At 38.0% G+C, this 21,716-nt stretch carries 20 protein-coding genes; 6 read left to right on the top strand and 14 right to left on the bottom strand.

Annotated elements, in window-relative coordinates; genetic code table 11:
• Both KIH88_RS00275 and cysK read left to right on the top strand, forming a co-directional pair.
• Positions 1 to 444 carry a PH domain-containing protein gene (locus KIH88_RS00275; RefSeq protein ID WP_213988646.1) on the top strand — a complete coding sequence of 148 codons (444 nt, stop codon included), beginning with the start codon at positions 1 to 3 and terminating at the stop codon, positions 442 to 444.
• A gap of 96 nt (positions 445 to 540) precedes the next feature.
• Positions 541 to 1,467: a cysteine synthase A gene (cysK, locus tag KIH88_RS00270; protein ID WP_213988647.1), complete on the top strand. Its 927-nt coding sequence runs from the start codon at positions 541 to 543 to the stop codon at positions 1,465 to 1,467.
• A 261-nt stretch (positions 1,468 to 1,728) separates the two neighbouring features.
• On the opposite strand, the gene tsf is transcribed toward cysK, so the two are convergent.
• From tsf to yfmF, 12 genes are all read right to left on the bottom strand, one after another.
• On the bottom strand, positions 1,729 to 2,769 hold the full coding sequence (tsf, locus tag KIH88_RS00265) for a translation elongation factor Ts (protein WP_213988648.1): 1,041 nt from the start codon (positions 2,767 to 2,769) through the stop codon (positions 1,729 to 1,731).
• Positions 2,770 to 2,847: 78 nt separating this feature from the next.
• Positions 2,848 to 3,627 (bottom strand): 30S ribosomal protein S2, encoded by a 780-nt coding sequence (rpsB, locus tag KIH88_RS00260; protein ID WP_000268477.1) that lies wholly within the window; start codon positions 3,625 to 3,627, stop codon positions 2,848 to 2,850.
• A 224-nt stretch (positions 3,628 to 3,851) separates the two neighbouring features.
• Positions 3,852 to 5,093, bottom strand: a complete 1,242-nt coding sequence (gene pcsB, locus KIH88_RS00255) for a peptidoglycan hydrolase PcsB (RefSeq protein ID WP_213988649.1) — start codon at positions 5,091 to 5,093, stop codon at positions 3,852 to 3,854.
• Positions 5,094 to 5,186: 93 nt separating this feature from the next.
• On the bottom strand, positions 5,187 to 5,681 hold the full coding sequence (mreD, locus tag KIH88_RS00250; RefSeq protein ID WP_213988650.1) for a rod shape-determining protein MreD: 495 nt from the start codon (positions 5,679 to 5,681) through the stop codon (positions 5,187 to 5,189).
• Positions 5,682 to 5,683: 2 nt separating this feature from the next.
• Entirely contained in the window at positions 5,684 to 6,499 is an 816-nt protein-coding gene (gene mreC / locus KIH88_RS00245; RefSeq protein ID WP_213988651.1) for a rod shape-determining protein MreC, read from the bottom strand.
• A gap of 60 nt (positions 6,500 to 6,559) precedes the next feature.
• On the bottom strand, positions 6,560 to 7,354 hold the full coding sequence (locus KIH88_RS00240) for an energy-coupling factor transporter transmembrane component T family protein (RefSeq protein ID WP_213988652.1): 795 nt from the start codon (positions 7,352 to 7,354) through the stop codon (positions 6,560 to 6,562).
• Entirely contained in the window at positions 7,347 to 8,186 is an 840-nt protein-coding gene (locus tag KIH88_RS00235; RefSeq protein WP_213988653.1) for an energy-coupling factor transporter ATPase, read from the bottom strand. The genes KIH88_RS00240 and KIH88_RS00235 overlap by 8 nt, the downstream gene beginning before the upstream one ends.
• On the bottom strand, positions 8,171 to 8,998 hold the full coding sequence (locus tag KIH88_RS00230) for an energy-coupling factor ABC transporter ATP-binding protein (RefSeq protein ID WP_213988654.1): 828 nt from the start codon (positions 8,996 to 8,998) through the stop codon (positions 8,171 to 8,173). The genes KIH88_RS00235 and KIH88_RS00230 overlap by 16 nt, the downstream gene beginning before the upstream one ends.
• Positions 8,995 to 9,540 (bottom strand): CDP-diacylglycerol--glycerol-3-phosphate 3-phosphatidyltransferase, encoded by a 546-nt coding sequence (gene pgsA, locus KIH88_RS00225; RefSeq protein ID WP_000712149.1) that lies wholly within the window; start codon positions 9,538 to 9,540, stop codon positions 8,995 to 8,997. Before pgsA ends, KIH88_RS00230 begins: the two co-directional genes overlap by 4 nt.
• A gap of 10 nt (positions 9,541 to 9,550) precedes the next feature.
• Entirely contained in the window at positions 9,551 to 10,372 is an 822-nt protein-coding gene (gene rodZ / locus KIH88_RS00220) for a cytoskeleton protein RodZ (RefSeq protein WP_213988655.1), read from the bottom strand.
• Between the two features lie 35 nt (positions 10,373 to 10,407).
• Positions 10,408 to 11,691 carry an EF-P 5-aminopentanol modification-associated protein YfmH gene (gene yfmH / locus KIH88_RS00215; protein WP_213988656.1) on the bottom strand — a complete coding sequence of 428 codons (1,284 nt, stop codon included), beginning with the start codon at positions 11,689 to 11,691 and terminating at the stop codon, positions 10,408 to 10,410.
• Positions 11,688 to 12,938: an EF-P 5-aminopentanol modification-associated protein YfmF gene (yfmF, locus tag KIH88_RS00210; RefSeq protein WP_213988657.1), complete on the bottom strand. Its 1,251-nt coding sequence runs from the start codon at positions 12,936 to 12,938 to the stop codon at positions 11,688 to 11,690. The genes yfmH and yfmF overlap by 4 nt, the downstream gene beginning before the upstream one ends.
• A 160-nt stretch (positions 12,939 to 13,098) precedes the next feature.
• Between yfmF and yaaA the strand changes: the two genes are divergently transcribed.
• Both yaaA and recF read left to right on the top strand, forming a co-directional pair.
• On the top strand, positions 13,099 to 13,467 hold the full coding sequence (gene yaaA / locus KIH88_RS00205) for a S4 domain-containing protein YaaA (RefSeq protein WP_042768700.1): 369 nt from the start codon (positions 13,099 to 13,101) through the stop codon (positions 13,465 to 13,467).
• A gap of 2 nt (positions 13,468 to 13,469) precedes the next feature.
• A complete protein-coding gene (recF, locus tag KIH88_RS00200) occupies positions 13,470 to 14,561 on the top strand; it encodes a DNA replication/repair protein RecF (RefSeq protein ID WP_213988658.1) in 1,092 nt (363 codons plus the stop codon).
• Positions 14,562 to 14,614: 53 nt separating this feature from the next.
• On the opposite strand, the gene guaB is transcribed toward recF, so the two are convergent.
• Together guaB and trpS are read right to left on the bottom strand one after the other, a co-directional pair.
• Positions 14,615 to 16,093, bottom strand: coding sequence for an IMP dehydrogenase (gene guaB, locus KIH88_RS00195; protein ID WP_213988659.1), 1,479 nt, complete (start codon positions 16,091 to 16,093; stop codon positions 14,615 to 14,617).
• A 161-nt stretch (positions 16,094 to 16,254) separates the two neighbouring features.
• Positions 16,255 to 17,280 carry a tryptophan--tRNA ligase gene (trpS, locus tag KIH88_RS00190; RefSeq protein WP_213988660.1) on the bottom strand — a complete coding sequence of 342 codons (1,026 nt, stop codon included), beginning with the start codon at positions 17,278 to 17,280 and terminating at the stop codon, positions 16,255 to 16,257.
• 195 nt (positions 17,281 to 17,475) lie between these two features.
• Here trpS and KIH88_RS00185 point away from each other — a divergent pair, with 195 nt between their 5' ends.
• Together KIH88_RS00185 and KIH88_RS00180 are read left to right on the top strand one after the other, a co-directional pair.
• A complete protein-coding gene (locus KIH88_RS00185) occupies positions 17,476 to 19,098 on the top strand; it encodes an ATP-binding cassette domain-containing protein (protein WP_213988661.1) in 1,623 nt (540 codons plus the stop codon).
• Between the two features lie 61 nt (positions 19,099 to 19,159).
• On the top strand, positions 19,160 to 21,712 hold the full coding sequence (locus tag KIH88_RS00180; RefSeq protein ID WP_213988662.1) for a YfhO family protein: 2,553 nt from the start codon (positions 19,160 to 19,162) through the stop codon (positions 21,710 to 21,712).
• Positions 21,713 to 21,716 lie beyond the last annotated feature (4 nt).

Genomic DNA, 21,716 nt, shown 5'->3' with positions numbered 1-21,716 from the left:
ATGGCGTTTGGAAAATTTATTCAAGAACTTGCTGGAAACTTTAGCGAGGAAAACAAAGAGACTCTTATTAAAGAATATGGACAATACCTACTAGAAAATGAAGAAATTCAAAGCGGGTATAAACTTATTCGTGATTCAATTATCTTTACAAATATCCGTATCATCTTTACAGATAAGCAAGGTGCTACTGGTCGCAAGATGTCTGTTAAGTCACTCTTTTTGATGAACATTGTTAACGTTGAAATGGAAACTGCGGGAGCAGGTATAGACGATAGTGAGATTACAATTCCTTATTTAGAAAATGTCTTTCTAAAAGCACATAATGAGCATCTGAGTTTCCATAAATTTGAATTTCCTAAAAAAACGGACATCCTCCCTCTTTACACCTATTTATTAGAATTGGCTTATCACAATCGATTAAAAATTAATGGCTTAGACCTTTGATATAAAAAAATCCTATCACTTCGATAGGATTTCTATATTTTACAAATAGCCTAGAGCACGTTATACTAGTATCATCTTATACAAAGAGGTATATCTATGACTATCTACAATAATATTACTGAACTAATCGGTCAAACTCCAATTGTTAAACTCAACAATATCGTTCCAGAGGGTGCTGCAGATGTTTATGTAAAACTTGAAGCTTTTAACCCTGGATCGTCAGTAAAAGACCGTATTGCCCTTAGTATGATTGGAAAAGCGGAACAAGATGGCATTCTAAAACCCGGTGCTACTATTGTTGAAGCAACAAGTGGGAATACCGGAATCGGACTTTCTTGGGTTGGTGCTGCTAAAGGATATAAAGTTGTTATCGTCATGCCTGAAACGATGAGTGTGGAACGACGTAAGATCATCCAAGCTTATGGTGCTGAACTCGTCCTTACTCCTGGTAGCGAGGGAATGAAAGGGGCTATCGCCAAAGCTCAAGAAATCGCAGCTAAACGCGACGGATTCCTTCCCCTCCAGTTTAATAACCCAGCTAATCCAGAAGTGCACGAAAGAACAACAGGAGCTGAAATTCTAGCTGCTTTCGGTTCTGATGGACTAGATGCTTTTGTGGGTGGTGTCGGTACTGGTGGAACGATCTCAGGTGTTTCTCATGCACTTAAAGCAGCAAATTCTAACATTCAAGTTTTTGCAGTTGAAGCTGATGAATCTGCGATTTTGTCTGGTGAAAAACCAGGACCTCACAAAATTCAAGGTATCTCAGCTGGATTTATTCCTGATATACTTGATACAAAGGCCTATGATGGTATCGTCCGTGTAACATCAGACGATGCTCTCGCACTTGGCCGTGAGATTGGTGGAAAAGAAGGCTTCCTTGTTGGGATTTCTTCAGCTGCAGCAATTTACGGGGCAATTGAGGTTGCCAAGAAATTAGGTATAGGAAAGAAAGTCCTTGCTTTAGCACCAGATAACGGTGAACGTTATCTGTCTACAGCACTCTATGAATTTGAAGTGTAGTCTCCTAAATGCACTTAGCCCTTATTAAAGGGCTTTTTATATACTCATATAGAGCCTATTCTCTAAAACAAAGTTTTGGGGCAGATAAAGGCTTGTTGGGGTTACAAGAGATGTGATCTGAGAGGTAAGCGTCAAGTGAGAATTGACATGGGATTCGTACTCATGGCCAATAACCTCTTAAAATACAATAAGAGAAGGAGTCAAAATTAAAAAGCTAGAATTCCGCAATTAGAAATCTCTAGCTTTTTTGTCTCAGATTCTTTAGTTATTCAAAGCTGCTGCCATTGTAGCTGCAACTTCAGCTTCAAAATCATTTGCAGCTTTTTCGATACCTTCACCAACTTCAAAGCGAGCGAACTCAACTACTGAAGCATTTACTGATTCAAGGTAAGCTTCAACTGTCTTACTGTCATCCATGATGTAGACTTGTGCAAGAAGTGTGTATGCTTGGTCAACTTTAGTGTTGTCAAGCATGAAGCGATCCATTTTACCTGGGATGATTTTGTCCCAGATTTTTTCGGGTTTGCCTTCTGCAACCAATTCAGCTTTGATATCTTCTTCAGCTTGAGTAATCACTTCATCAGTCAATTGAGCTTTTGATCCATATTTCAAGTGTGGAAGAGCTGGTTTACCAACCATTGCACGGCTATCATTATCTTGGTCAATCACGTGGTTCAATTGTGCCAACTCATCTTTAACGAACTGCTCATCCAATTCTTTGTAAGAAAGAACTGTTGGTTTCATCGCAGCGATATGCATTGAGATTTGTTTAGCAAGTGCCTCATCTCCACCTTCGATGACAGAGATAACACCGATACGTCCACCATTGTGTTGGTATGCTCCAAAGTGTTGTGCATCTGTTTTTTCAAGCAAAGCAAAACGACGGAATGAGATTTTTTCACCGATTGTAGCTGTTGCAGATACATAGGCTGCTTCAAGAGTTTCACCTGAAGGCATTGTCAAGGCAAGAGCTTCTTCGTTGTTAGCTGGTTTTCCTTCAGCAATTACTTTAGCTGTAGCATTTACCAACTCAACGAATTGAGCATTTTTTGCAACGAAGTCAGTTTCAGCATTTACTTCAACTACTGCTGCAACGTTACCGTTAACAAATACACCAGTCAAACCCTCAGCTGCAACACGGTCAGCTTTCTTAGCTGCCTTAGCCATACCTTTTTCGCGAAGCAATTCGATTGCTTTTTCGATATCACCTTCAACTTCAACCAATGCTTTCTTAGCGTCCATAACACCAGCACCAGATTTTTCACGCAACTCTTTAACAAGTTTAGCTGTAATTTCTGCCATTTTGATTCTCCTATATTTTTTAAAAATAGGAGAGCCGGGCTAAGCCCCGCCCTCCTAGGTAATGATTACTTATTTGAATTAAGCGTTGTCGCCTTCTACAACTTCAACGATTTCTTCGATTGAGTCAGCTTGAGCTTCTGAAGCTGCAAATTCAGCTTCAACTGCTGTCGCGTCTTCGCCTTGACGTCCTTCGATGATAGCGTCAGCCAATTTAGCTGTGATTAATTTAACCGCGCGGATAGCATCATCGTTAGCTGGGATGATTACATCGATATCGTCTGGATCAGTGTTTGTGTCAACCATCGCTACAACTGGGATTCCCAATTTTTTAGCTTCTTTAACAGCGATTTGTTCTTTATGTGGGTCAACTACGTACATTACATCTGGGATACGAGGCATGTCTTCGATACCACCCAAGAATTTTTCAAGACGTGCACGTTGTTTGTTAAGAAGTGCAACTTCTTTCTTAGGAAGAACATCAAAGATTCCTTCTTCTTCCATGCGTTTGATTTCTTTCAAACGAGCAATACGTTTTTGGATAGTTCCCCAGTTAGTAAGAGTTCCACCCAACCAACGGTGGTTGATGTAGTATTGACCTGAACGTTCTGCTTCTTCCTTAACAGCATCAGCAGCTTGTTTCTTAGTACCAACAAACAATACAACTGCATCGTTAGCTGCAGCATCACGCATGAAGTCGTATGCTTGGTCAGCGTATTTTACAGTTTGTTGCAAGTCGATAACGTGGATTCCGTTACGTTCAGTGAAGATGTACTTAGCCATCTTAGGGTTCCAGCGACGAGTTTGGTGACCAAAGTGTACACCAGCCTCAAGAAGTTGTTTCATTGAAATTACTGCCATGAGTATTTCTCCTTTTTGTTTTTTTCCTCTTCTTGATTTCAACTTGCAAAACGACCCGAGGGCAACAGTTTCACAATTCATCAAGAATGAGTATTATCGTTTACACGACAAGTTTCATTCTACCACATTTTAGCGATATTTTCAAGTGATTTTGATGGATTTCTGTCTTACTCTCGATTAAAAATAATAAAAGAGACTCAAATCGAGCCTCTTCGTTTCATTCATTAGTTTGGATAAATGTAAGTAACATAACCTTCAGATGTTGTAGTTGGGTTGAACCATCCACGTTTGTTACCGATTGTACGATCTCCACCATAGTTTGATTCTGATACTTGAATGCTAGTTGATGATGAAACTGCTGTAACAACCGCTACGTGTCCATAGCCACCATCATTCCAACATGCAATCGCACCAACTTGTGGTTGAGAACCAGTACGGAAACCTGCAGCTGCTGCACTTGTAGCCCACTGTGCTCCGTTACCCCAGTAATCTCCAGCCCAAGGTGCTAATGTTTTAGCTCCCCAAGTACATTCACCAGTTGGATAACTTGAAGCATTTGTACTGTATGTTGGACGTTGTCTAGTAGGAGTCGGAGTAGGTGTAGGTGCTGGAGTGTAGCTTGAGTCCTCGTCGTCAGATGCTGATGCTGACGTTGATGTAGATGTAGATGTAGATGTTGCTTGCACTTGAGCTGAGAAACTTGTGTTTCCAGAAGCAACAACTGATTGTTGTTGACTTGTTTGACGTGCTTTATAAGCTGCCTCTGCTTCAGCTGCTGCTTTCGCTTCTGCCTCTGCTGCTGCTTTTTGTTCCAACAAGGTAGCTTTCTCGCCTTCTGCAGTAGCTTTCTCTGCAGCAAGGTTCAACTCAGCAACTTTTAACTCCGCCTGTTTTGTTGTCAATGTCTGTGCATCGTCAGCAAGCGTTTGTTGGTTCGCAATGACAGTATTGATTGCTTCATTATTTGCGACTTGTTTTTCTGAAATTGATTTTTTATCAGCTTTTTGTTGCTCTAACATTTTGTTGTTAGCCGATACAATCTCGCTCATAGCCGCAACACGGGAAATAGCTTCTGTAATTGATTTTGAATTTACAATTGTGTTGATATAGCTAGTTGCAGCACCGTTTGTTTGTGCGCTACGTGCTTGTTTTTCCAAAGATTCATTACGAGCAACAATATTCTTAGAGAGCTCTGTAATTTCTCCTTCAAGTTTTTTAGATTCCGCTTGTAGTGTTTCATTTTCAACTTGCAAGTTTGTTTGCTGTGTTTGAATGGCTGTAACTTGCGTTTGGATTTCATCTACCTGTTTTTGAGCTTCTTTTTGTTGAGCTGTCAAGTCACTAATTTTACTATCTTGAGCAGCAATTTTTTCATCAGTTGTTTCAGCGTGAACAGTTGTTAACACTGCCACTTGAGACACTAATACTGTACTTAATAAAAGTGACGCTAAGATTTTTTTCTTCATATTGTGTAGATACTCCTTCTATTTAAGACATTACTAGTATACCAAAAAAAGACATAATAAATATTACGCCTTTGTTACATTTTTATTTCTTTCTTATAGATAATATTTTTCAAAAATATACTGGAAAATCACCATCCACAAAAAGTTTAAAATCATTGATGGAACAAGACTGTAAACAATGAAAACTGGCATTGATTCTACTGTCAGTCCCATAGCAAGGGCCAGGAGATAACTACCCATATCAAATAGGAAGCTCATCACAACTATTGTTAACATTCTCGTCCAACGGTTCAACAAAGTCACACTATTAAACTTGTGAAGTGAGGCACCTATCAAGATAAATAAAAGTGTCGCAATTCCTATCAAGTGGAAAAAATAGATATCGTACACCAAACCTGCCATACAGCAATAAGCTAGATAGAAGTATTCTGATACCTCAATTGTCTCAAACAAGAGAAATAAAAACAGGAAATGACTGGCTAAGTGAAAATGTGGATAAAAGGATTCTACTAATTGACCAATATGTGCATCAATTAGCACAAGAAAAGGAAGTAAAAAGAAAATACCAACTTGTTTTAACAGTCTCATTGCTAATTCCCCACTAACTCTACCACATGAAGATCTTTAGTATCAGCACTTAACTTTACTGTTACCTCTCGTGTTAGATAATCACTGCTATGAGTTGTAGCAACAACCTCTCCAACAGGAATATCCTTAACATTAAAGTTTCCAAGCCCCCCTGTAGTCACCCTATCTCCGGCACTAATGTCGTTGTTACTGTTTAATTGACTAATTTTAAGAAGTTCGGTTTCTTTGTCATAACCAACGATAATTCCGTAAATTTCAGTAGAACCATGCAAGATTTTAACGGAAATTTTATCCGAATTTTCGGTATTTGTCAACAGGTTGACAGTCGTTGAATGATCCTCCACTTTTGAAACACTGCCAATCAAGCCCCCATTTGCAATGGCCAACATATTTTCAGAAGCACCCTTTGAACTTCCTACATCTATCGTTAACTCTTGCTTCCAAAATACCGGTGAACGCGTAATTACATCTGCTGCTATGTTTTTTGTAGCCTGCAATTTTGACTTCATATCCAGCAACTGACGTAGTTGTTCATTTTCATTTTTTAAACTTTCTGATTGATTAGATTCTACCTCTAGTTGATAGAGCTGTTTTTTTAGACTTTCGTTTTCATTGTAAGTCCGCGTCAAATGTCCCAAATCTGATTTGAAAGTATCAAACCACTGAAAGGGTTTTTGGACAATTCTATCTACTAAGGAAATCCCATCTCCTAGTTTCGTCACAATAGCGCTTGAATAGGTTGTCACTAATAGTACAGAAACTGCCAGAACTGTGACAAAAACGATGATTAGATATTTTGATTTTTTAAAACGGTTCATATTCCTACCTTTATACTAAAAATCTGCTACAGTGAGCTTCTTATCAATCCTACAAACCTGCTAAGATTTTAAGAAAAATAAGAAACATCCCAGTGCCAAAATCACAAGAATTGCCAGTGTATCCTTTTGACTCCATCTCAACTGTCTATACTGACTTCTACCCTTTCCTCCCTGATAGCCACGTGCTTCCATGGCTATTGCCAATGAATCTGCACGCTTTAAGCTCGTCGCAAAAAGAGGAATTAAAATTGGAATCATAGCCTTTACTTTTTGAACGATGCTTCCCTCGCCAAAGTCAACTCCACGAGCTTTTTGAGCATTCATAATTCTCGTCGTGTCATCCATCAAAGTTGGAACAAAACGCAAACTCATTGATAACATCAGACCAATTTCATGAACGGGAACTTTCACGCGTTTCAACGGTGCTAAAAGAGCTTCAACTGCAGCTGCCAGGCTCAAAGGCATGGTCGTTAAGGTTAGCAAGGTTGAAAAGAAAATAATCAACACAAAACGACAGAAAATGATTCCCGCTTGTTGCAAAGCATAATCCGTTATTCTTATAAAAGAAAACTCAAATAGGACATTTCCACTTGAAATGAAAAAGAGCTGAAAAAGAGTCGTAAAAGCAATCAGGAAGAACATGGATTTTAATCCCTGAACAAAAAATGAGAGGGAAACGCCCGACAAAGCGATAAATATACCTGTCGCTACAAAAAGAATGAGATTAGCGAGAGGATTATTGGCCCAAAATACAATCAAAATCAACAGGATCATAGCGAGCAATTTACTACGGGGATCCAAGCGATGAATGATGGAATCTCCTGGTATATAACGTCCTAAAATCATACTATCCATTTAGCGACTCCTTAAACTCCTCTATCTTGATTGGCAGTTTTTTAAAAGCTACACCCCTATCCGCCAAACGTTTACAAAAGGCTGTGATTTTAGGCACACCTAACTGTACTTTTTCCATAGAGGCTACATCTTGGAAAACTTCGCACGGTTTGCCACTTTTGACCAAACGCCCCTTTTCCATAACATAGACCTGATCAGCATATGCAGCTACATCATCCATCAAATGCGTTACCAGAACGATTGTCATTCCAGAAAGGTGGAGTTTTTTAAACAAGGTCATCAATTCTTTTCTGCCCAAAGGATCTAGCCCTGCTGTCGGCTCATCCAAAACTAAGACAGTTGGCTCCATGGCCAGCATACCTGCTATAGCCACACGTCTCATTTGGCCACCCGAAAGTTCAAAAGGACTGCGCTCAAAGAGTGACTCATCGATACCTACCAAGGCTAACTTTTCACGCGCAATTTTCTTGGCCTCTTCCTCAGAAACTCCAAAATTTTGCGGTCCAAACGCAACATCTTTCAAAACAGTCTCTTCAAAAATTTGATTTTCAGCAAATTGAAACACTAGACCAACCTGCTTTCGAATCTGACGAATTTCTTTATTGGTTGATGTAGAGGTAATGACGGTATCAAAAACTTGAACAGAACCCTTACTTGGTACCAATAGGCCATTTAAAAGCTGTAAAATCGTTGATTTCCCACTACCTGTGTGCCCTACTAAAGCTGTATAGGAGCCGTCCTCAATCGTCAAGGAAACATCAGTCAAGGCTGATGAAGATAGGGGGGTCCCCTCTTGATAAGTAAAGCTCACATTTTCTAGAGTAATTCCCATAACTTGTCCTCTAGCTCTCCTTCTGTCAAATAGCCATCCGGCAACTGATAACCAGTCTCTCTCAAAGATTCTTTCAATTGATTAGCAAAAGGCTCATCTAACCCTATCTGGTCAAGGTCATCCCGAGAAAAAAGTTCTCTTGGGCTACTGGTTGACTCCACTTGGCCTTTTTTCATGACCAAGACACGGTCACTCATCGCAACTTCCTCTAAATCATGTGTAATGGAGACGACTGTCATCTGGTGATCTTTTCGAATCTCTTGAACTGTCTGAATCAGTTCTCTGCGTCCCTCAGGATCCAACATACTTGTAGCCTCGTCCAGAATTAAAATAGCAGGTCTCAAGGCAACAACTCCTGCAATAGCCACCCGTTGTTTTTGTCCACCAGATAAACGAGCTGGTTCTCTCTTCTTAAAGTCCAGCATACCTACCAACTCCAAAGATTCAGCCACTCTCTTCTTCATTTCTTCACGAGGAAGTCCCTGATTTTCTAGGCCAAAGGCAACATCATCTTCAACAGTTGCCCCCACAAATTGGTTATCTGGATTTTGAAAAACCATACCAATTTGACGGCGTAGGTCCCAAACATTCTCAGAGGACAGCAATTGCCCATCTATCCAGATTTCCCCAGACTCTGCTTCAAGCAATCCATCAATCAAACGGATAGTTGTCGATTTCCCACTCCCGTTATGACCTACAATCGAAAGCCATTCTCCCCGTTTCACGTGAAACGAGACATTATTAACGTCATAATGTTCCTGGTCTTCCTTGTAACGAAAAGACAGATTTTTTACTTCAATAATCGATTTCATTTCGAACCAAATGTCCCTTTGAATACATGAGCGCTACCCTTGAAATAATCATAGCCAGAGTAGATAGTGAAAAACAAAGCGATATAAAGCAACAGCTGACCAATTAAATTCCAATGTAAGAGCAAAAAGATAATGGCAAACATCTGACTAAAGGTCTTGATTTTCCCTGGCATCGCTGCTGCTAGAACTGTCCCTCCCGTCTCAACAAGCAACAAGCGCAAGCCTGTCACCGCAAGTTCACGACAGATGATAATAGCAACAACCCAAGCTGGAGCCATACCCAACTCAATCAACATGATAAAAGCTGACATAACCAACAGCTTATCCGCCATCGGATCTGCAAATTTTCCAAAGTTGCTAACTACATTCCATTTACGAGCAAGGTAGCCATCAAGATAATCCGTTATACTAGCAACTGCAAAGATGATCGCTGCCAGCAAATGACTTCCTTGTGAATGGCCCAAAGTCAAAATAAGAATAAAGAGAGGTATAAAGAGAATTCTACCAATAGTTAATACATTAGGAATTTGTTCTTTTTTCATTGATTTTTCCTTAATCTGTAGTAAATGTAAGTGTTACAGTTCCAGTCTGAGTTGTCAGCTTCGAAGTATCAATCGTTTGATTGTCCACAGTCACAGTAACTCCCTTTACCACACCCAAAGTAATAGTTACAGAATCTTTCGTTGAAACTGTTGTTTTTGCATTCTTATTGTCTGCGGATAGTGTCACACCACCCTCCAGCTCACTTCCTGAAACACTTACCCAGCTAGTCGTATCTGAAACTGCCAGCTGAACAGTAGCTGTTTCCTTACTCGTTTTATACCGAGCTTCAATGCGGTTTCCTTCGCCTGACACTGTAATAGTTGATTCCGTAGTAGAAGATGAGCTAGACGTCTGACTACTAGAAGATGAACTAGATGAGGTTGTGGAACTAGTTGAGCTCACAACACTATAAATAGCTGAAGAGGAACTTGGCTGAGTTTGGATGTAGTTCCAAACATAGTAAGTCACAAAAATTAAAATCGACAAAGCAAATAGAACGAAATAAAACAAGGGGAGATAAGACGTTTTTTTCTTATTTGATCGTCTGCGACCAGACAAGTCTTCTTCATCGACATCTACCTCTTCATAAGTGATCATACTACCTGAATCATATGCATCCAAAACAATTCTTTCATCCAACTCTACTGCCCAGGCATATTTTCTTAAAAAAGAACGAGCGTAGAAGGTGCTAGGAAGTTGATCGAAATCATCCGCCTCCATAGCTTCTAGAAAATGCAACTGAATTTCAGTTTTTTCCTGCAATTCTTCTAAACTCAATCCCTGGTTAATTCTAGCTAAACGTAGAACCTCGCCAATTGTTTTTTTTCTCATACGTACCATTCCTTCTTTCTAGTATTAGTCATCTTTTAAGCTGGAAAGATTGTAAAATCAACTAGACCACCATTATCAATCAAACGATGTCCAGCTTCTAGAACATCCTCCAAAGTAATTTCCTGTAAAATTTTCGGAAAATCAAAAATTGTTTCTCCGCGATCCATAGGATCGTATTGAGTTGCAATAAATTCCAAGGAGTTCATACTACTGAAAAATTCTCCAAACATCTCACTCTTAACAAGATCGAGATGCTCCTCAGTAATATCTGCATCACTACTAAACTGACGAATCGCTTTCCGAAATTGGTGCGACAAAGAAACAGGTTCCTTGGTATCCATCGTCAATATCACAAAATGAAAGCGACTATTTACCTCAACCTCTAGTGACAATGACGCATCTAACTTCCCTGTCTCGTATAACTTTTGAAAACGATCTGAGGTCCAGCCAAACATCATCGTAAATAGCAATTTCAATAAAATATTGTAACGATAAGACTCCTCTTCCGTTATTTGACCAGTTCCTCTAATAGCAACAGCAAGTTTGGGTGAAGAAACTTCCATCCGAAGACTATCTGTTTGCTTCACAGGCTGCAAAGGTAGTTTCTCTTTTGTAACTGTAAACTGTTCTAAAGTCTTCTTTTCCTTTTTCGAAAAGTATTCCTCTACAACTTTTACATCAATATTTCCAACCAAAAACAATGACATATTGACAGGTTTGTAAAACTCTGTAAAGTTCTCTTTTAAATTTGAAACTTGAATCTCAGAAATTGATTTTTCACTTCCAACAATATCTGTTGCTAAAGGAGTATCAGGATAAAGGTTGGCTAATGTTGCAAAAAATAAACGTGAGTCTGGATCGTCTTGGTACATCTCTCGTTCTTGCTGGATAATAGCCTGTTCTCTCAAAACAGACTCTTCTGTAAAATGAACATCTCCGACTAACTTATTTAGCAAATCTAAATTCTCTAATAGATGGTCAATTGTTGAAAAAAGATAGCTGGTCTTAGTAAAGCTTGTAAAGGCATTACTGTCTGCACCTAATCGAGTAAAAGCTGCCATCATATCCTCAGAATTTTCTCTTTCAAACAATTTATGTTCAAGAAAATGTTCAATTCCTGCTGGATGATGACGTAAACCTTTGTCTAAACTTGTATAAGTTGCATCTACGGAACCAAATTGAACCGTTACAATCCCATAAACCTCATTGAAATCTTGTTTAGGGAGTAAAGAAACTGTCAATCCATTTGACAATTGTGTTTTGTAGACTGTTTCCTTTACAGCAGGATAGTATTTTTCTTCAAAAATAGCCTTTGTCATTCTACTCCTTCCATAAAGTAAATCGCTTGTAACTTCAAACTGTTGGCAGCTTTACATACAGCTTCTTTATCAACACTCTCTAATTTTGCCACCAATCGATCCATATCAAAGCTTGATTTCCCCAATAGAGCATTCAAATAGGCTCTTTCAACCAGGGTCTGTTGATTATCTTGAGCCATCAACAAAGATCGTCGAATCATCTCCTTGGTTTGTTCAAGTTCAAAATCTGTAAAGTTGCCCTTTTTCAGATCTAGCAATTGATGATTCATCATTTTTCTAGCCCGATTTCGATTTTCTCTATCAATACCCGCATACATCCTTAACAGACCACTAAACAAATCCAATTGACTAGAGACTGTATAGGCTATTCCAGCATTTTCACGAACATTTGCAAAGAGTTTCGAATGTGCAAATTCACCCAACAGACCATTCATGACAAGCATGGGCAAATGCTCATCATCGCCATATTTTACAGGAGAATGATAGCCCATTTCCAAAATAGATTGCCCAACATTTCTCTGAACCATTCCTTCTTGTAGAACATTCGAATAAGACTGATGGTACTGGATAGTAACATCGCCCTTTCTAGCTGTGAAGGGCAATGATTTCAGCGATTCTGTAATTTCTACTTCATTAAAATCACCTAAGAAAAAGAAATCAATTCGATCATTTTTCAGAGCATCTTGAAAGCAAGTGTAGCTACTTTTTGGAGACTCATTTGAAATGCTATTTCGTAAATCATTGTATCTCAATTGAAGACGCTCATCATGGAAGAACAAGCTATCCAACTCCTTATGAGCAAAATAAAATGAATCATCCATATCAATAGCTAAACTAGCCAATAACTGTTTTCTTTCAATTTCAAATAGGGCTGGCTCAAAAGCACCATCTTGAGCTAAGGGAGCAAATAAAGTCTGTTTCACTAATTCCAAAATTCGAGAAGTCAAGACATTCTTTTTACTTAGAAAATCATCCCTCACATAGGTAAACGTTAGGTCAAGAATATGTGCCTGTCCCCTACGATAAGCACTTGTGGAAATATCTGTTCCATATAAACTTGCCAAGTATCTGCAAAATGCTTGTGATGTGGGATAAGCTTGATTTGCCGTCTCCAACATACTCGCACTTAACATGCGTCCTGCTATTGTCTCAAGAGATAAGGGAGCAGTAAAACGAATAGTGATTTTATTTGTTTTAAACTTTTTGGATTGAACAAAATGTGCTGAAATTCCAGACACTAATTCCATACCTTACCTCCTTACATATAGAGTTCTATTATACCACGAAAATCAAAATTTTTCTTGTTCTCTTTATACCTTTAAAGAGTAAAACCGTTTTCATTTTAGCTAACTTTCCTCCAGCTATTTCAAGGAAAATATGGTATAATACCAAAGATTGAGGTGAATTATGGAATACAAATTATTTGAAGAATTTATTACGCTCCAAGCCCTCCTAAAAGAACTTGGAATTATACAAAGCGGTGGTGCTATCAAATCCTTTTTAATAGATCATCAAGTTTATTTTAATGGTGAGTTAGAAAGTAGACGTGGGAAAAAAATCCGTATTGGAGATACGATTGACATTCCCGATTTAAAGATTGACATCACCTTGACAAAACCAAGTTTAAAAGAGCAAGAAGAGTATCAAGCAGATAAGATTGAGAAAGAGCGAATTGCTAAACTTGTCAAAGAGATGAATAAAGGTGTCAAGAAAGAAAAACAAAAAACTTCTTCATCACCTAAAACCAAACAAGTTCCACGTTTTCCAGGAAGATAACCATGTGGCTCCAACATTTAACAATTAAAACCTTTCGAAACTACAAAGAGGCAAAAATTGATTTCAATCCAAAATTAAATGTCTTTCTAGGTCAAAATGCACAAGGAAAAACCAATATTCTAGAAGCAATCTATTTCTTAGCCTTGACACGTAGTCATCGGACTCGTACAGATAAAAATCTCATTCATTTTGATGACGAGCAACTTCATCTTTCTGGCTTGCTACAGAAAAAAACAGGCTCTATCCCTCTAGAAATTGAGTTAACACCAAAAGGGCGTGTGACTAAAGTCAATCACTTAAAACAAGCCCGCCTCTCAGACTACATCGGACACATGAATGTTGTTCTCTTCGCACCTGAAGATCTCCAGCTAATTAAAGGAGCACCTTCTGTCCGTCGAAAATTTATAGACATTGAACTGGGACAAATTAAACCAATCTACTTGTCAGACCTATCAAACTATAACCATATACTCAAACAAAGAAATACCTACCTAAAATCCAGCCAGAAGATTGATGAAACATTTCTGTCAGTCTTAGATGATCAGTTAGTAGAGTATGGTTGTCGCGTTATAAAGCATCGGATAAAATTCATTAAAGACTTAGAGAAATTTGGTCAAACAAAACACTTAGAAATATCAAATAAATTAGAAGAGTTGTCAATATCTTATCAATCGTCTGTCAACTTCACTGATGAAGAGCAGCTAACGAACTCTTTTAAAATGGCTTTAGAGAAAAGCAGATCCAGAGACTTATTTAAAAAGAATACTGGAGTTGGCCCTCATCGAGATGACATTGCTTTCTATATCAATGGTATGGATGCTAGTTTTGGAAGCCAAGGTCAACATCGTAGTCTTGTACTTTCTATCAAACTAGCAGAGATTGAGCTAATGGAAAGTATTACCAACGAGTCTCCGATACTACTACTTGATGATGTTATGAGCGAACTTGACAACACTAGACAACTAAAATTATTAGAAACGATTTCTCAATCTATCCAAACCTTTATCACCACAACAAGTTTAGATCACTTGCAAAATTTACCAGATAATCTTACTATCTTCAATATCCAAAGTGGTCAGATATCTGTAAAATAAGTTGACACTGTTGTAAACAAAAAGAACTCCTAAATTTCAGGAGTTCTTTTTGTTTACATAGAATAGTTTGGTGCTTCATTAGTGATTTGTACATCATGAGGATGACTTTCTTTTAGACCAGCCCCAGACATTTCAATGAATTGAGCATTATCGTGTAGTTCTTTAAGGTTAGCTGCACCGCAGTAACCCATACCAGAGCGAATACCACCAATCATTTGGAAAACGATATCAGCTACAGCACCTTTATAAGCAACACGACCTTCAATTCCTTCTGGAACGAGTTTGTTTGCTTCATTAACAGAACCTTGGAAGTAACGGTCACTTGAACCTTTCTTCATTGCAGCGATTGATCCCATACCACGGTAAGTTTTGAACTTACGTCCTTGGAAGATTTCCGTTTCACCTGGCGCTTCATCTGTTCCAGCAAACATTGACCCAAGCATAACTGCATTTCCACCTGCAGCAAGGGCTTTTACAATATCTCCAGAATACTTGATTCCACCATCAGCGATGATTGTTTTGCCATATTCATGCGCAACTGCTGCTGCATCATAGATTGCTGTAACTTGTGGTACACCAACACCTGCAATCACACGAGTGGTACAGATAGAACCTGGTCCAATTCCAACTTTGACAACATCTACACCTGCTTCGTAAAGAGCACGCGCTCCTTCTGCAGTTGCAATATTACCTGCAATCAAAGTACGATCTGGGAAATGAGCACGAATTTCAGCAATTTTACGCAGAACTCCAGCAGAGTGACCATGTGCAGTATCAATAACAATTGCGTCAGCACCTGCTTCAAAAAGGGCTTCAGCACGTTCAAATGTATCTGAAGTGACACCCACCGCACCAGCAACTAGAAGACGACCAAACTCATCTTTAGCAGCATTTGGAAACTCAATCACTTTTTCAATATCTTTGATAGTAATCAAGCCAGACAGACGGCCTTCCTCGTCAACCAAAGGAAGTTTTTCAATACGGTGTTCTTGAAGAATGCTTTCAGCTGTTGCAAGATCTGTACCAACAGGAGCGGTAACAAGATTTTCACTGGTCATGTGGTTTGAGATTGGCTGATTGTAATCTGAAATAAAGCGAAGATCTCGATTTGTTAGAATACCAACCAATTTACGATTTTCAAGTGTCTCCACAACTGGAACACCACTGATACGGTAACGTCCCATTAGTTCATCTGCTTCAGCAATCGTGTGTTCTGGAGTCAAGAAAAATGGATCAATAATAACACCATTTTCAGAACGTTTTACCTTACGAACTTCATCTGCCTGTTGCGCAATAGACATATTTTTATGGATTACTCCAAGACCACCTGCACGAGCAATGGCAATGGCCATTTGACTTTCTGTAACTGTATCCATGGCGGCTGTTATAATTGGGATATTTAAAGTCAAATTATCTGCCAATTTTGTTGTTAAATCTGCATCATTAGGCAACACATGACTTTCTGCTGGAATGAGCAATACATCATCAAAGGTAAAACCTTTTTTTAAAAATTTAGTGTCCCAATTAGACATTGAAGTTTCCTCTTTTCTTTCTTTTTGAGCTTGACTCTTTTGTATTGTATCTATCATACCATTCTATGAAAATTTGTCAATTATATTTATGGTAGAAATCATAAAAAAACTATCCCTGTGTTCCTATGGAAGAGATAGTTTTACGATTCATATTTTATCTATTATTTAAAATAATTTAGTCCCATTGCTCCCTTAACTTCAGATAGAGTTTGCCCCGCAACCTCACGCGCTTTCTCACTACCTTTTTGAAGCATATTGTACACTTCTCCCATATCCTTAGCAAATTCGATACGGCGCTCACGAATAGGACCAAGTTCGCGTTCTAATATCTCAAGTAGATAACGTTTCGTCTTCACATCACCAAGACCACCACGTTGATAATGCTCTTTCATATCCGCAATTTCTTGAGCATCTTCTGGACGACCAAACACATCTAGATAATGGAAAACCATGTTTCCTTCAATCTTACCTGGATCCTCCACTCGAATATGATCCGGATCAGTATACATACTCATGACTTTTTTACGCAACGTATCCGCATCATCAGCTAGATAAATACCATTATTAAGGGATTTAGACATTTTAGCATTTCCATCTAGACCAGGCAAGCGTCCTGCCCTCTCATTTTCTGGATAAATACCTTCCGGTTCCATCAAAACACCACAGTTGTATGCGTTGTTGAAAGAACGAACAATTTCACGAGTTTGCTCAATCATTGGTTTCTGGTCTGTTCCTACAGGAACATAATTGGCCTTGAAAGCAGTAATATCTGCTGCTTGCGCAATTGGATAGACCAAAAATCCTGTCGGAATACTTTCTCCAAACCCTTTTTGAGCAATCTCTGTTTTTACTGTTGGATTCCGTTCCAAACGAGCTAGTGACACCAAATTCATATAGTACATAGATAGTTCAGCCAATTCTGGAATCTGGCTTTGAATAAAGATAGTTGATTTACTTGGATCCAATCCAACTGCTAGGTAATCTAAGGCAACATTCCCAATCGATTCTACAATCGTTTGAGGGTCTTTGGCGTGATCTGTCAATGCTTGTTGGTCCGCCAAAAAAACAAACATCTCATACTTGTCTTCTTCCTGCAGTAATACTCTATTTTTAAGACTCCCAACATAATGTCCAATATGCAGTTTTCCTGTTGGGCGATCTCCTGTTAAAATAATGGGTTTCGTCATTTTTTTCTCCTTCGAAATGGTCTCTTCAATTATAGCATTTTTTTGTTAAAATAACAGAAAATTATTTAAATCAAACAACTAACTCATTGTAAACAAACCTGTAAAGCTAATTGACATAAAATTGACAAACAAAAATTTGAATATTTCTCTCTTTTCTAGTAGAATAAATGTATTACATATTATAGGAGAAAAACATTGCTTACAGTATCTGATGTTTCACTACGTTTTAGTGATCGCAAACTTTTTGATGATGTCAATATCAAATTTACAGAAGGAAATACATACGGATTAATTGGTGCTAATGGTGCTGGGAAGTCTACATTCTTAAAAATCCTAGCTGGTGATATCGAGCCAACAACTGGTCACGTCTCTCTTGGTCCAGATGAACGTCTCTCTGTTCTCCGTCAAAATCATTTTGACTATGAAGATGAGCGAGTTATTGATGTTGTCATAATGGGAAATGAAAAACTTTACAACATTATGAAAGAAAAAGATGCCATTTACATGAAGGAAGATTTTTCAGATGAAGATGGTGTTCGTGCAGCCGAACTCGAAGGTGAATTTGCTGAACTTGGAGGTTGGGAAGCAGAAAGTGAAGCGTCTCAACTACTTCAAAACCTAAATATTCCAGAAGAGTTGCACTATCAAAACATGAGCGAATTGGCCAATGGTGAAAAAGTGAAAGTTCTCCTTGCTAAAGCCCTATTTGGCAAACCAGATGTTCTTCTCTTGGACGAGCCAACCAACGGTCTGGATATTCAATCCATTACTTGGCTAGAAGACTTCTTGATTGACTTTGATAACACCGTTATCGTTGTATCCCATGACCGTCACTTCTTAAACAAAGTATGTACTCATATGGCCGACCTTGACTTTGGAAAAATCAAACTCTATGTCGGAAACTACGACTTCTGGAAGGAATCTTCTGAGCTTGCTGCTAAATTGCTAGCAGACCGTAATGCCAAGGCAGAAGAAAAAATTAAGCAATTGCAAGAATTCGTTGCTCGCTTCTCTGCCAACGCTTCTAAGTCAAGACAAGCAACGTCTCGTAAAAAAATGCTTGACAAGATTGAATTAGAAGAGATTGTTCCATCTAGTCGTAAATATCCATTTATTAACTTTAAAGCAGAACGTGAGATTGGTAATGATCTCTTGACAGTAGAAAATCTAACTGTAAAGATTGACGGTGAAACTATCCTAGACAATATTAGTTTCATCTTGCGTCCAGGTGATAAGACGGCTCTTATTGGACAAAATGACATCCAAACGACTGCATTAATTCGTGCAATTATGGGTGACATCGACTATGAAGGAACTGTCAAGTGGGGAGTTACTACTAGCCGTTCTTACTTGCCAAAAGACAACTCGGCTGATTTTGCAGGAGGAGAGTCAATTCTTGACTGGTTGCGTCAATTTGCAAGTAAAGAAGAAGATGACAATACCTTCCTACGTGGTTTCCTTGGTCGTATGCTCTTCTCTGGTGATGAGGTTAACAAACCTGTAAACATCTTGTCAGGGGGAGAAAAAGTGCGTGTCATGCTTTCAAAACTCATGCTCTTGAAATCAAATGTCCTTGTACTTGATGATCCAACAAATCACTTGGACTTGGAATCTATCTCAAGCTTGAACGATGGATTGAAAAATTTTAAAGAATCAATCATCTTTGCTAGTCATGACCACGAGTTTATCCAAACTTTGGCTAACCATATCATTGTTTTGTCTAAAAATGGCGTCATTGATCGTATCGATGAAACCTATGATGAATTCCTAGAAAATGCAGAAGTACAAACAAAAGTTAAAGAACTTTGGAAAGACTAAATAAGACTTCAAAACTCAGTTGGGGTAACCAACTGAGTTTTCTATCATTCTACGAGGTAACATGAAATCATTTTTTAAAACATATTGGACCTATTTTGTCTCTTTCATTATTCCTTTAGTAATTATGTTAGGAGTATACCTATCTCAAGGTATCTACTGGAATAGCGATACATCTCCACTATTAGGAGACGGTTTCCATCAATACGTTATTTTCGATGTGGCTTTACGAAATATTCTACATGGAAATGGTAGTTTGTTTTACACCTTTACAAGTGGCCTCGGACTGAATTTCTATGCTCTATCTAGTTATTACTTGGGTAGCTTTCTTTCACCTCTGGTTTACTTTTTTAATCTGTCGAATATGCCAGATGCTGTTTATCTGACCACTCTATTAAAATTTGGATTGATTGGTCTGTCAACCTTCTTTAGTCTAAATAGATTATTTAAAGATATCCCAAAATTTTTAAAATTTGCCTTATCTACTTCCTATGCTTTAATGAGCTTCACTATCAGTCAGTTAGAGATAAAAACCTGGCTAGATGTTTTTATCTTGATTCCTTTAATTATAACTGGTTTACACCTACTTATAACACAAAAGAAGCGCCTACTATACTTTACAAGTTTGTCAATCTTATTTATTCAAAATTATTATTTTGGATATATGACAGCATTATTTCTTATTTTCTGGTATCTCTGCCAAATTTCTTGGGACTTTAAAACTCGAAAATCATCTTTTCTTGATTTTGTTGTTACCTCCTTTTTAGCAGGAATGGCTAGTTTGATTATGACTCTTCCTACACTGTTTGATTTACAAACTCATGGGGAGAAGTTAACTGCCATCACAAAATTAAAAACAGATAGTAGCTGGTATCTGGATATTTTCGCAAAACAATTCATTGGATCTTTTGATACAACAAAGTATGGATCTATACCAATGATTTTTGTTGGATTGCTTCCTTTTATTTTGACCATTCTATTTTTCACAATAAAATCCATAAGGTTTCACGTGAAACTTACCTATGCAATTTTCTTTACTTTTTTAATAACAAGCTTTTACATAGAAGCACTTGATTTATTTTGGCAAGGGATGCATACCCCAAATATGTTTTTGCATCGCTATGCTTGGATTTTTTCCACTCTGTTAATTTATACTGCAGCAGAAGTCTTAAATCGTCTGAAAGAACTGAAGCTATGGAATCTATTTGGCTCACTTTTTCTTGTACTAACAGGATTTTTGGCCACTGTCTATTTTAAATCACACTATTCTTTTTTAACTGATTTGAATATCCTACTCACTCTTGAATTTCTACTAGTTTATGCTCTTTTACTTCTTGCAGTCATTAGAAAATTTATCTCTATAAATCTATTTGCAATTCTTTTGTCTTTATTTATAACAGCTGAGATAAGCTTAAATGCATCATCTCAAATGGAAGGAATAGCTAAAGAATGGGCCTTTGCTTCTCGTAGTGCCTATAATAGAGATATCACCGCTATGGAATCCATTCTAAACCAAATTGACAATCCATTTACACGTACTGAAAAACTGCAAATTCAGACTGGAAATGACAGTATGAAATTTAACTACAATGGAATCTCTCAATTTTCGTCTGTACGAAATCGTTCAGCTAGCACTAGTTTGGATAAACTGGGATTCAAATCCTCTGGAACCAACCTCAATCTCCGTTATGCAAATAACAGTCTTTTAGCAGACAGTTTATTTGGAATCCAGTACAATATTTCTGAAACTTCACTTGATAAGTATGGCTTTCAAGAGATTTATCAAAAGGATCATTTAACCTTATATAAAAATCAACTCTCTTTACCCATTGCCTTTGCCACTCAATCTATTTACACCGATGTAAACTTTAACAATCACACTCTAGATAATCAGGCTTTATTTATAAACCAGCTTGCTAATCTCAACTTAGATTACTTCTCCCAAATAGCATCTGATAAAACAGATACTTCAGATGGTTTAACCAGCATCACAGGTTCTGCGAATGAAGATGCAAAGATTGATTATCAAATTGAGGTTCCTCAAAATAGCCAAGTCTATCTCTCTTTTTCAAATCTTCATTTTACGAATGATAAACAAAAGAAAGTTGACATCCTTGTCAACGGTGAAAAAAAGACTTTTACAACTGACAATGCATTTAATTTCTTTAATTTGGGTTATACTGGAGAACAACAAACCTTCAATATCAGTGTTAGTTTCCCTGGAAATTCTCAGGTGTCATTTGAATCTCCAACCTTCTATCGTTTAGATACTCAGGCTCTTACTGAGGCAATTCAAAAGATTAAAGAACAACCTGTAGAAGTATCCACCTCTAAAAATAAAGTCTTTGCTACATATGAAGCAAAACAAGATACCTCTATTTTCTTCACTATTCCTTATGACAAAGGTTGGTCTGCATACCAAGATGGGAAAAAACTTGAAATCAAGCAGGCTCAGACTGGTTTTATGAAAGTTGATGTTCCAAAGGGAAAAGGCACCATTACACTTTCCTTTATCCCCAATGGTTTTGTTATTGGAGCAGCCTGCTCACTAACTGCCCTTCTTCTTTTTGGGATCTATAATCACAGACGAAATTTATCTAAGACAGAAAAAGATTGACCAA

It is taken from the genome of Streptococcus oralis (assembly GCF_018448765.2).
GTDB lineage: Bacteria > Bacillota > Bacilli > Lactobacillales > Streptococcaceae > Streptococcus > Streptococcus oralis_BM.
The sequence above is the reverse complement of the archived record's forward strand: the minus strand, read 5'-3'. Positions and strand labels throughout refer to the sequence as shown.

Coding starts and splice junctions, on each gene's coding strand:
- KIH88_RS00275 (WP_213988646.1), top strand. CDS start 1: ATGGCGTTTGGAAAATTTATTCAAGAACTTGCTGGAAACTTTAGCGAG.
- cysK (WP_213988647.1), top strand. CDS start 541: ATGACTATCTACAATAATATTACTGAACTAATCGGTCAAACTCCAATT.
- tsf (WP_213988648.1), bottom strand. CDS start 2,769: ATGGCAGAAATTACAGCTAAACTTGTTAAAGAGTTGCGTGAAAAATCT.
- rpsB (WP_000268477.1), bottom strand. CDS start 3,627: ATGGCAGTAATTTCAATGAAACAACTTCTTGAGGCTGGTGTACACTTT.
- pcsB (WP_213988649.1), bottom strand. CDS start 5,093: ATGAAGAAAAAAATCTTAGCGTCACTTTTATTAAGTACAGTATTAGTG.
- mreD (WP_213988650.1), bottom strand. CDS start 5,681: ATGAGACTGTTAAAACAAGTTGGTATTTTCTTTTTACTTCCTTTTCTT.
- mreC (WP_213988651.1), bottom strand. CDS start 6,499: ATGAACCGTTTTAAAAAATCAAAATATCTAATCATCGTTTTTGTCACA.
- KIH88_RS00240 (WP_213988652.1), bottom strand. CDS start 7,354: ATGGATAGTATGATTTTAGGACGTTATATACCAGGAGATTCCATCATT.
- KIH88_RS00235 (WP_213988653.1), bottom strand. CDS start 8,186: ATGGGAATTACTCTAGAAAATGTGAGCTTTACTTATCAAGAGGGGACC.
- KIH88_RS00230 (WP_213988654.1), bottom strand. CDS start 8,998: ATGAAATCGATTATTGAAGTAAAAAATCTGTCTTTTCGTTACAAGGAA.
- pgsA (WP_000712149.1), bottom strand. CDS start 9,540: ATGAAAAAAGAACAAATTCCTAATGTATTAACTATTGGTAGAATTCTC.
- rodZ (WP_213988655.1), bottom strand. CDS start 10,372: ATGAGAAAAAAAACAATTGGCGAGGTTCTACGTTTAGCTAGAATTAAC.
- yfmH (WP_213988656.1), bottom strand. CDS start 11,691: ATGACAAAGGCTATTTTTGAAGAAAAATACTATCCTGCTGTAAAGGAA.
- yfmF (WP_213988657.1), bottom strand. CDS start 12,938: ATGGAATTAGTGTCTGGAATTTCAGCACATTTTGTTCAATCCAAAAAG.
- yaaA (WP_042768700.1), top strand. CDS start 13,099: ATGGAATACAAATTATTTGAAGAATTTATTACGCTCCAAGCCCTCCTA.
- recF (WP_213988658.1), top strand. CDS start 13,470: ATGTGGCTCCAACATTTAACAATTAAAACCTTTCGAAACTACAAAGAG.
- guaB (WP_213988659.1), bottom strand. CDS start 16,093: ATGTCTAATTGGGACACTAAATTTTTAAAAAAAGGTTTTACCTTTGAT.
- trpS (WP_213988660.1), bottom strand. CDS start 17,280: ATGACGAAACCCATTATTTTAACAGGAGATCGCCCAACAGGAAAACTG.
- KIH88_RS00180 (WP_213988662.1), top strand. CDS start 19,160: ATGAAATCATTTTTTAAAACATATTGGACCTATTTTGTCTCTTTCATT.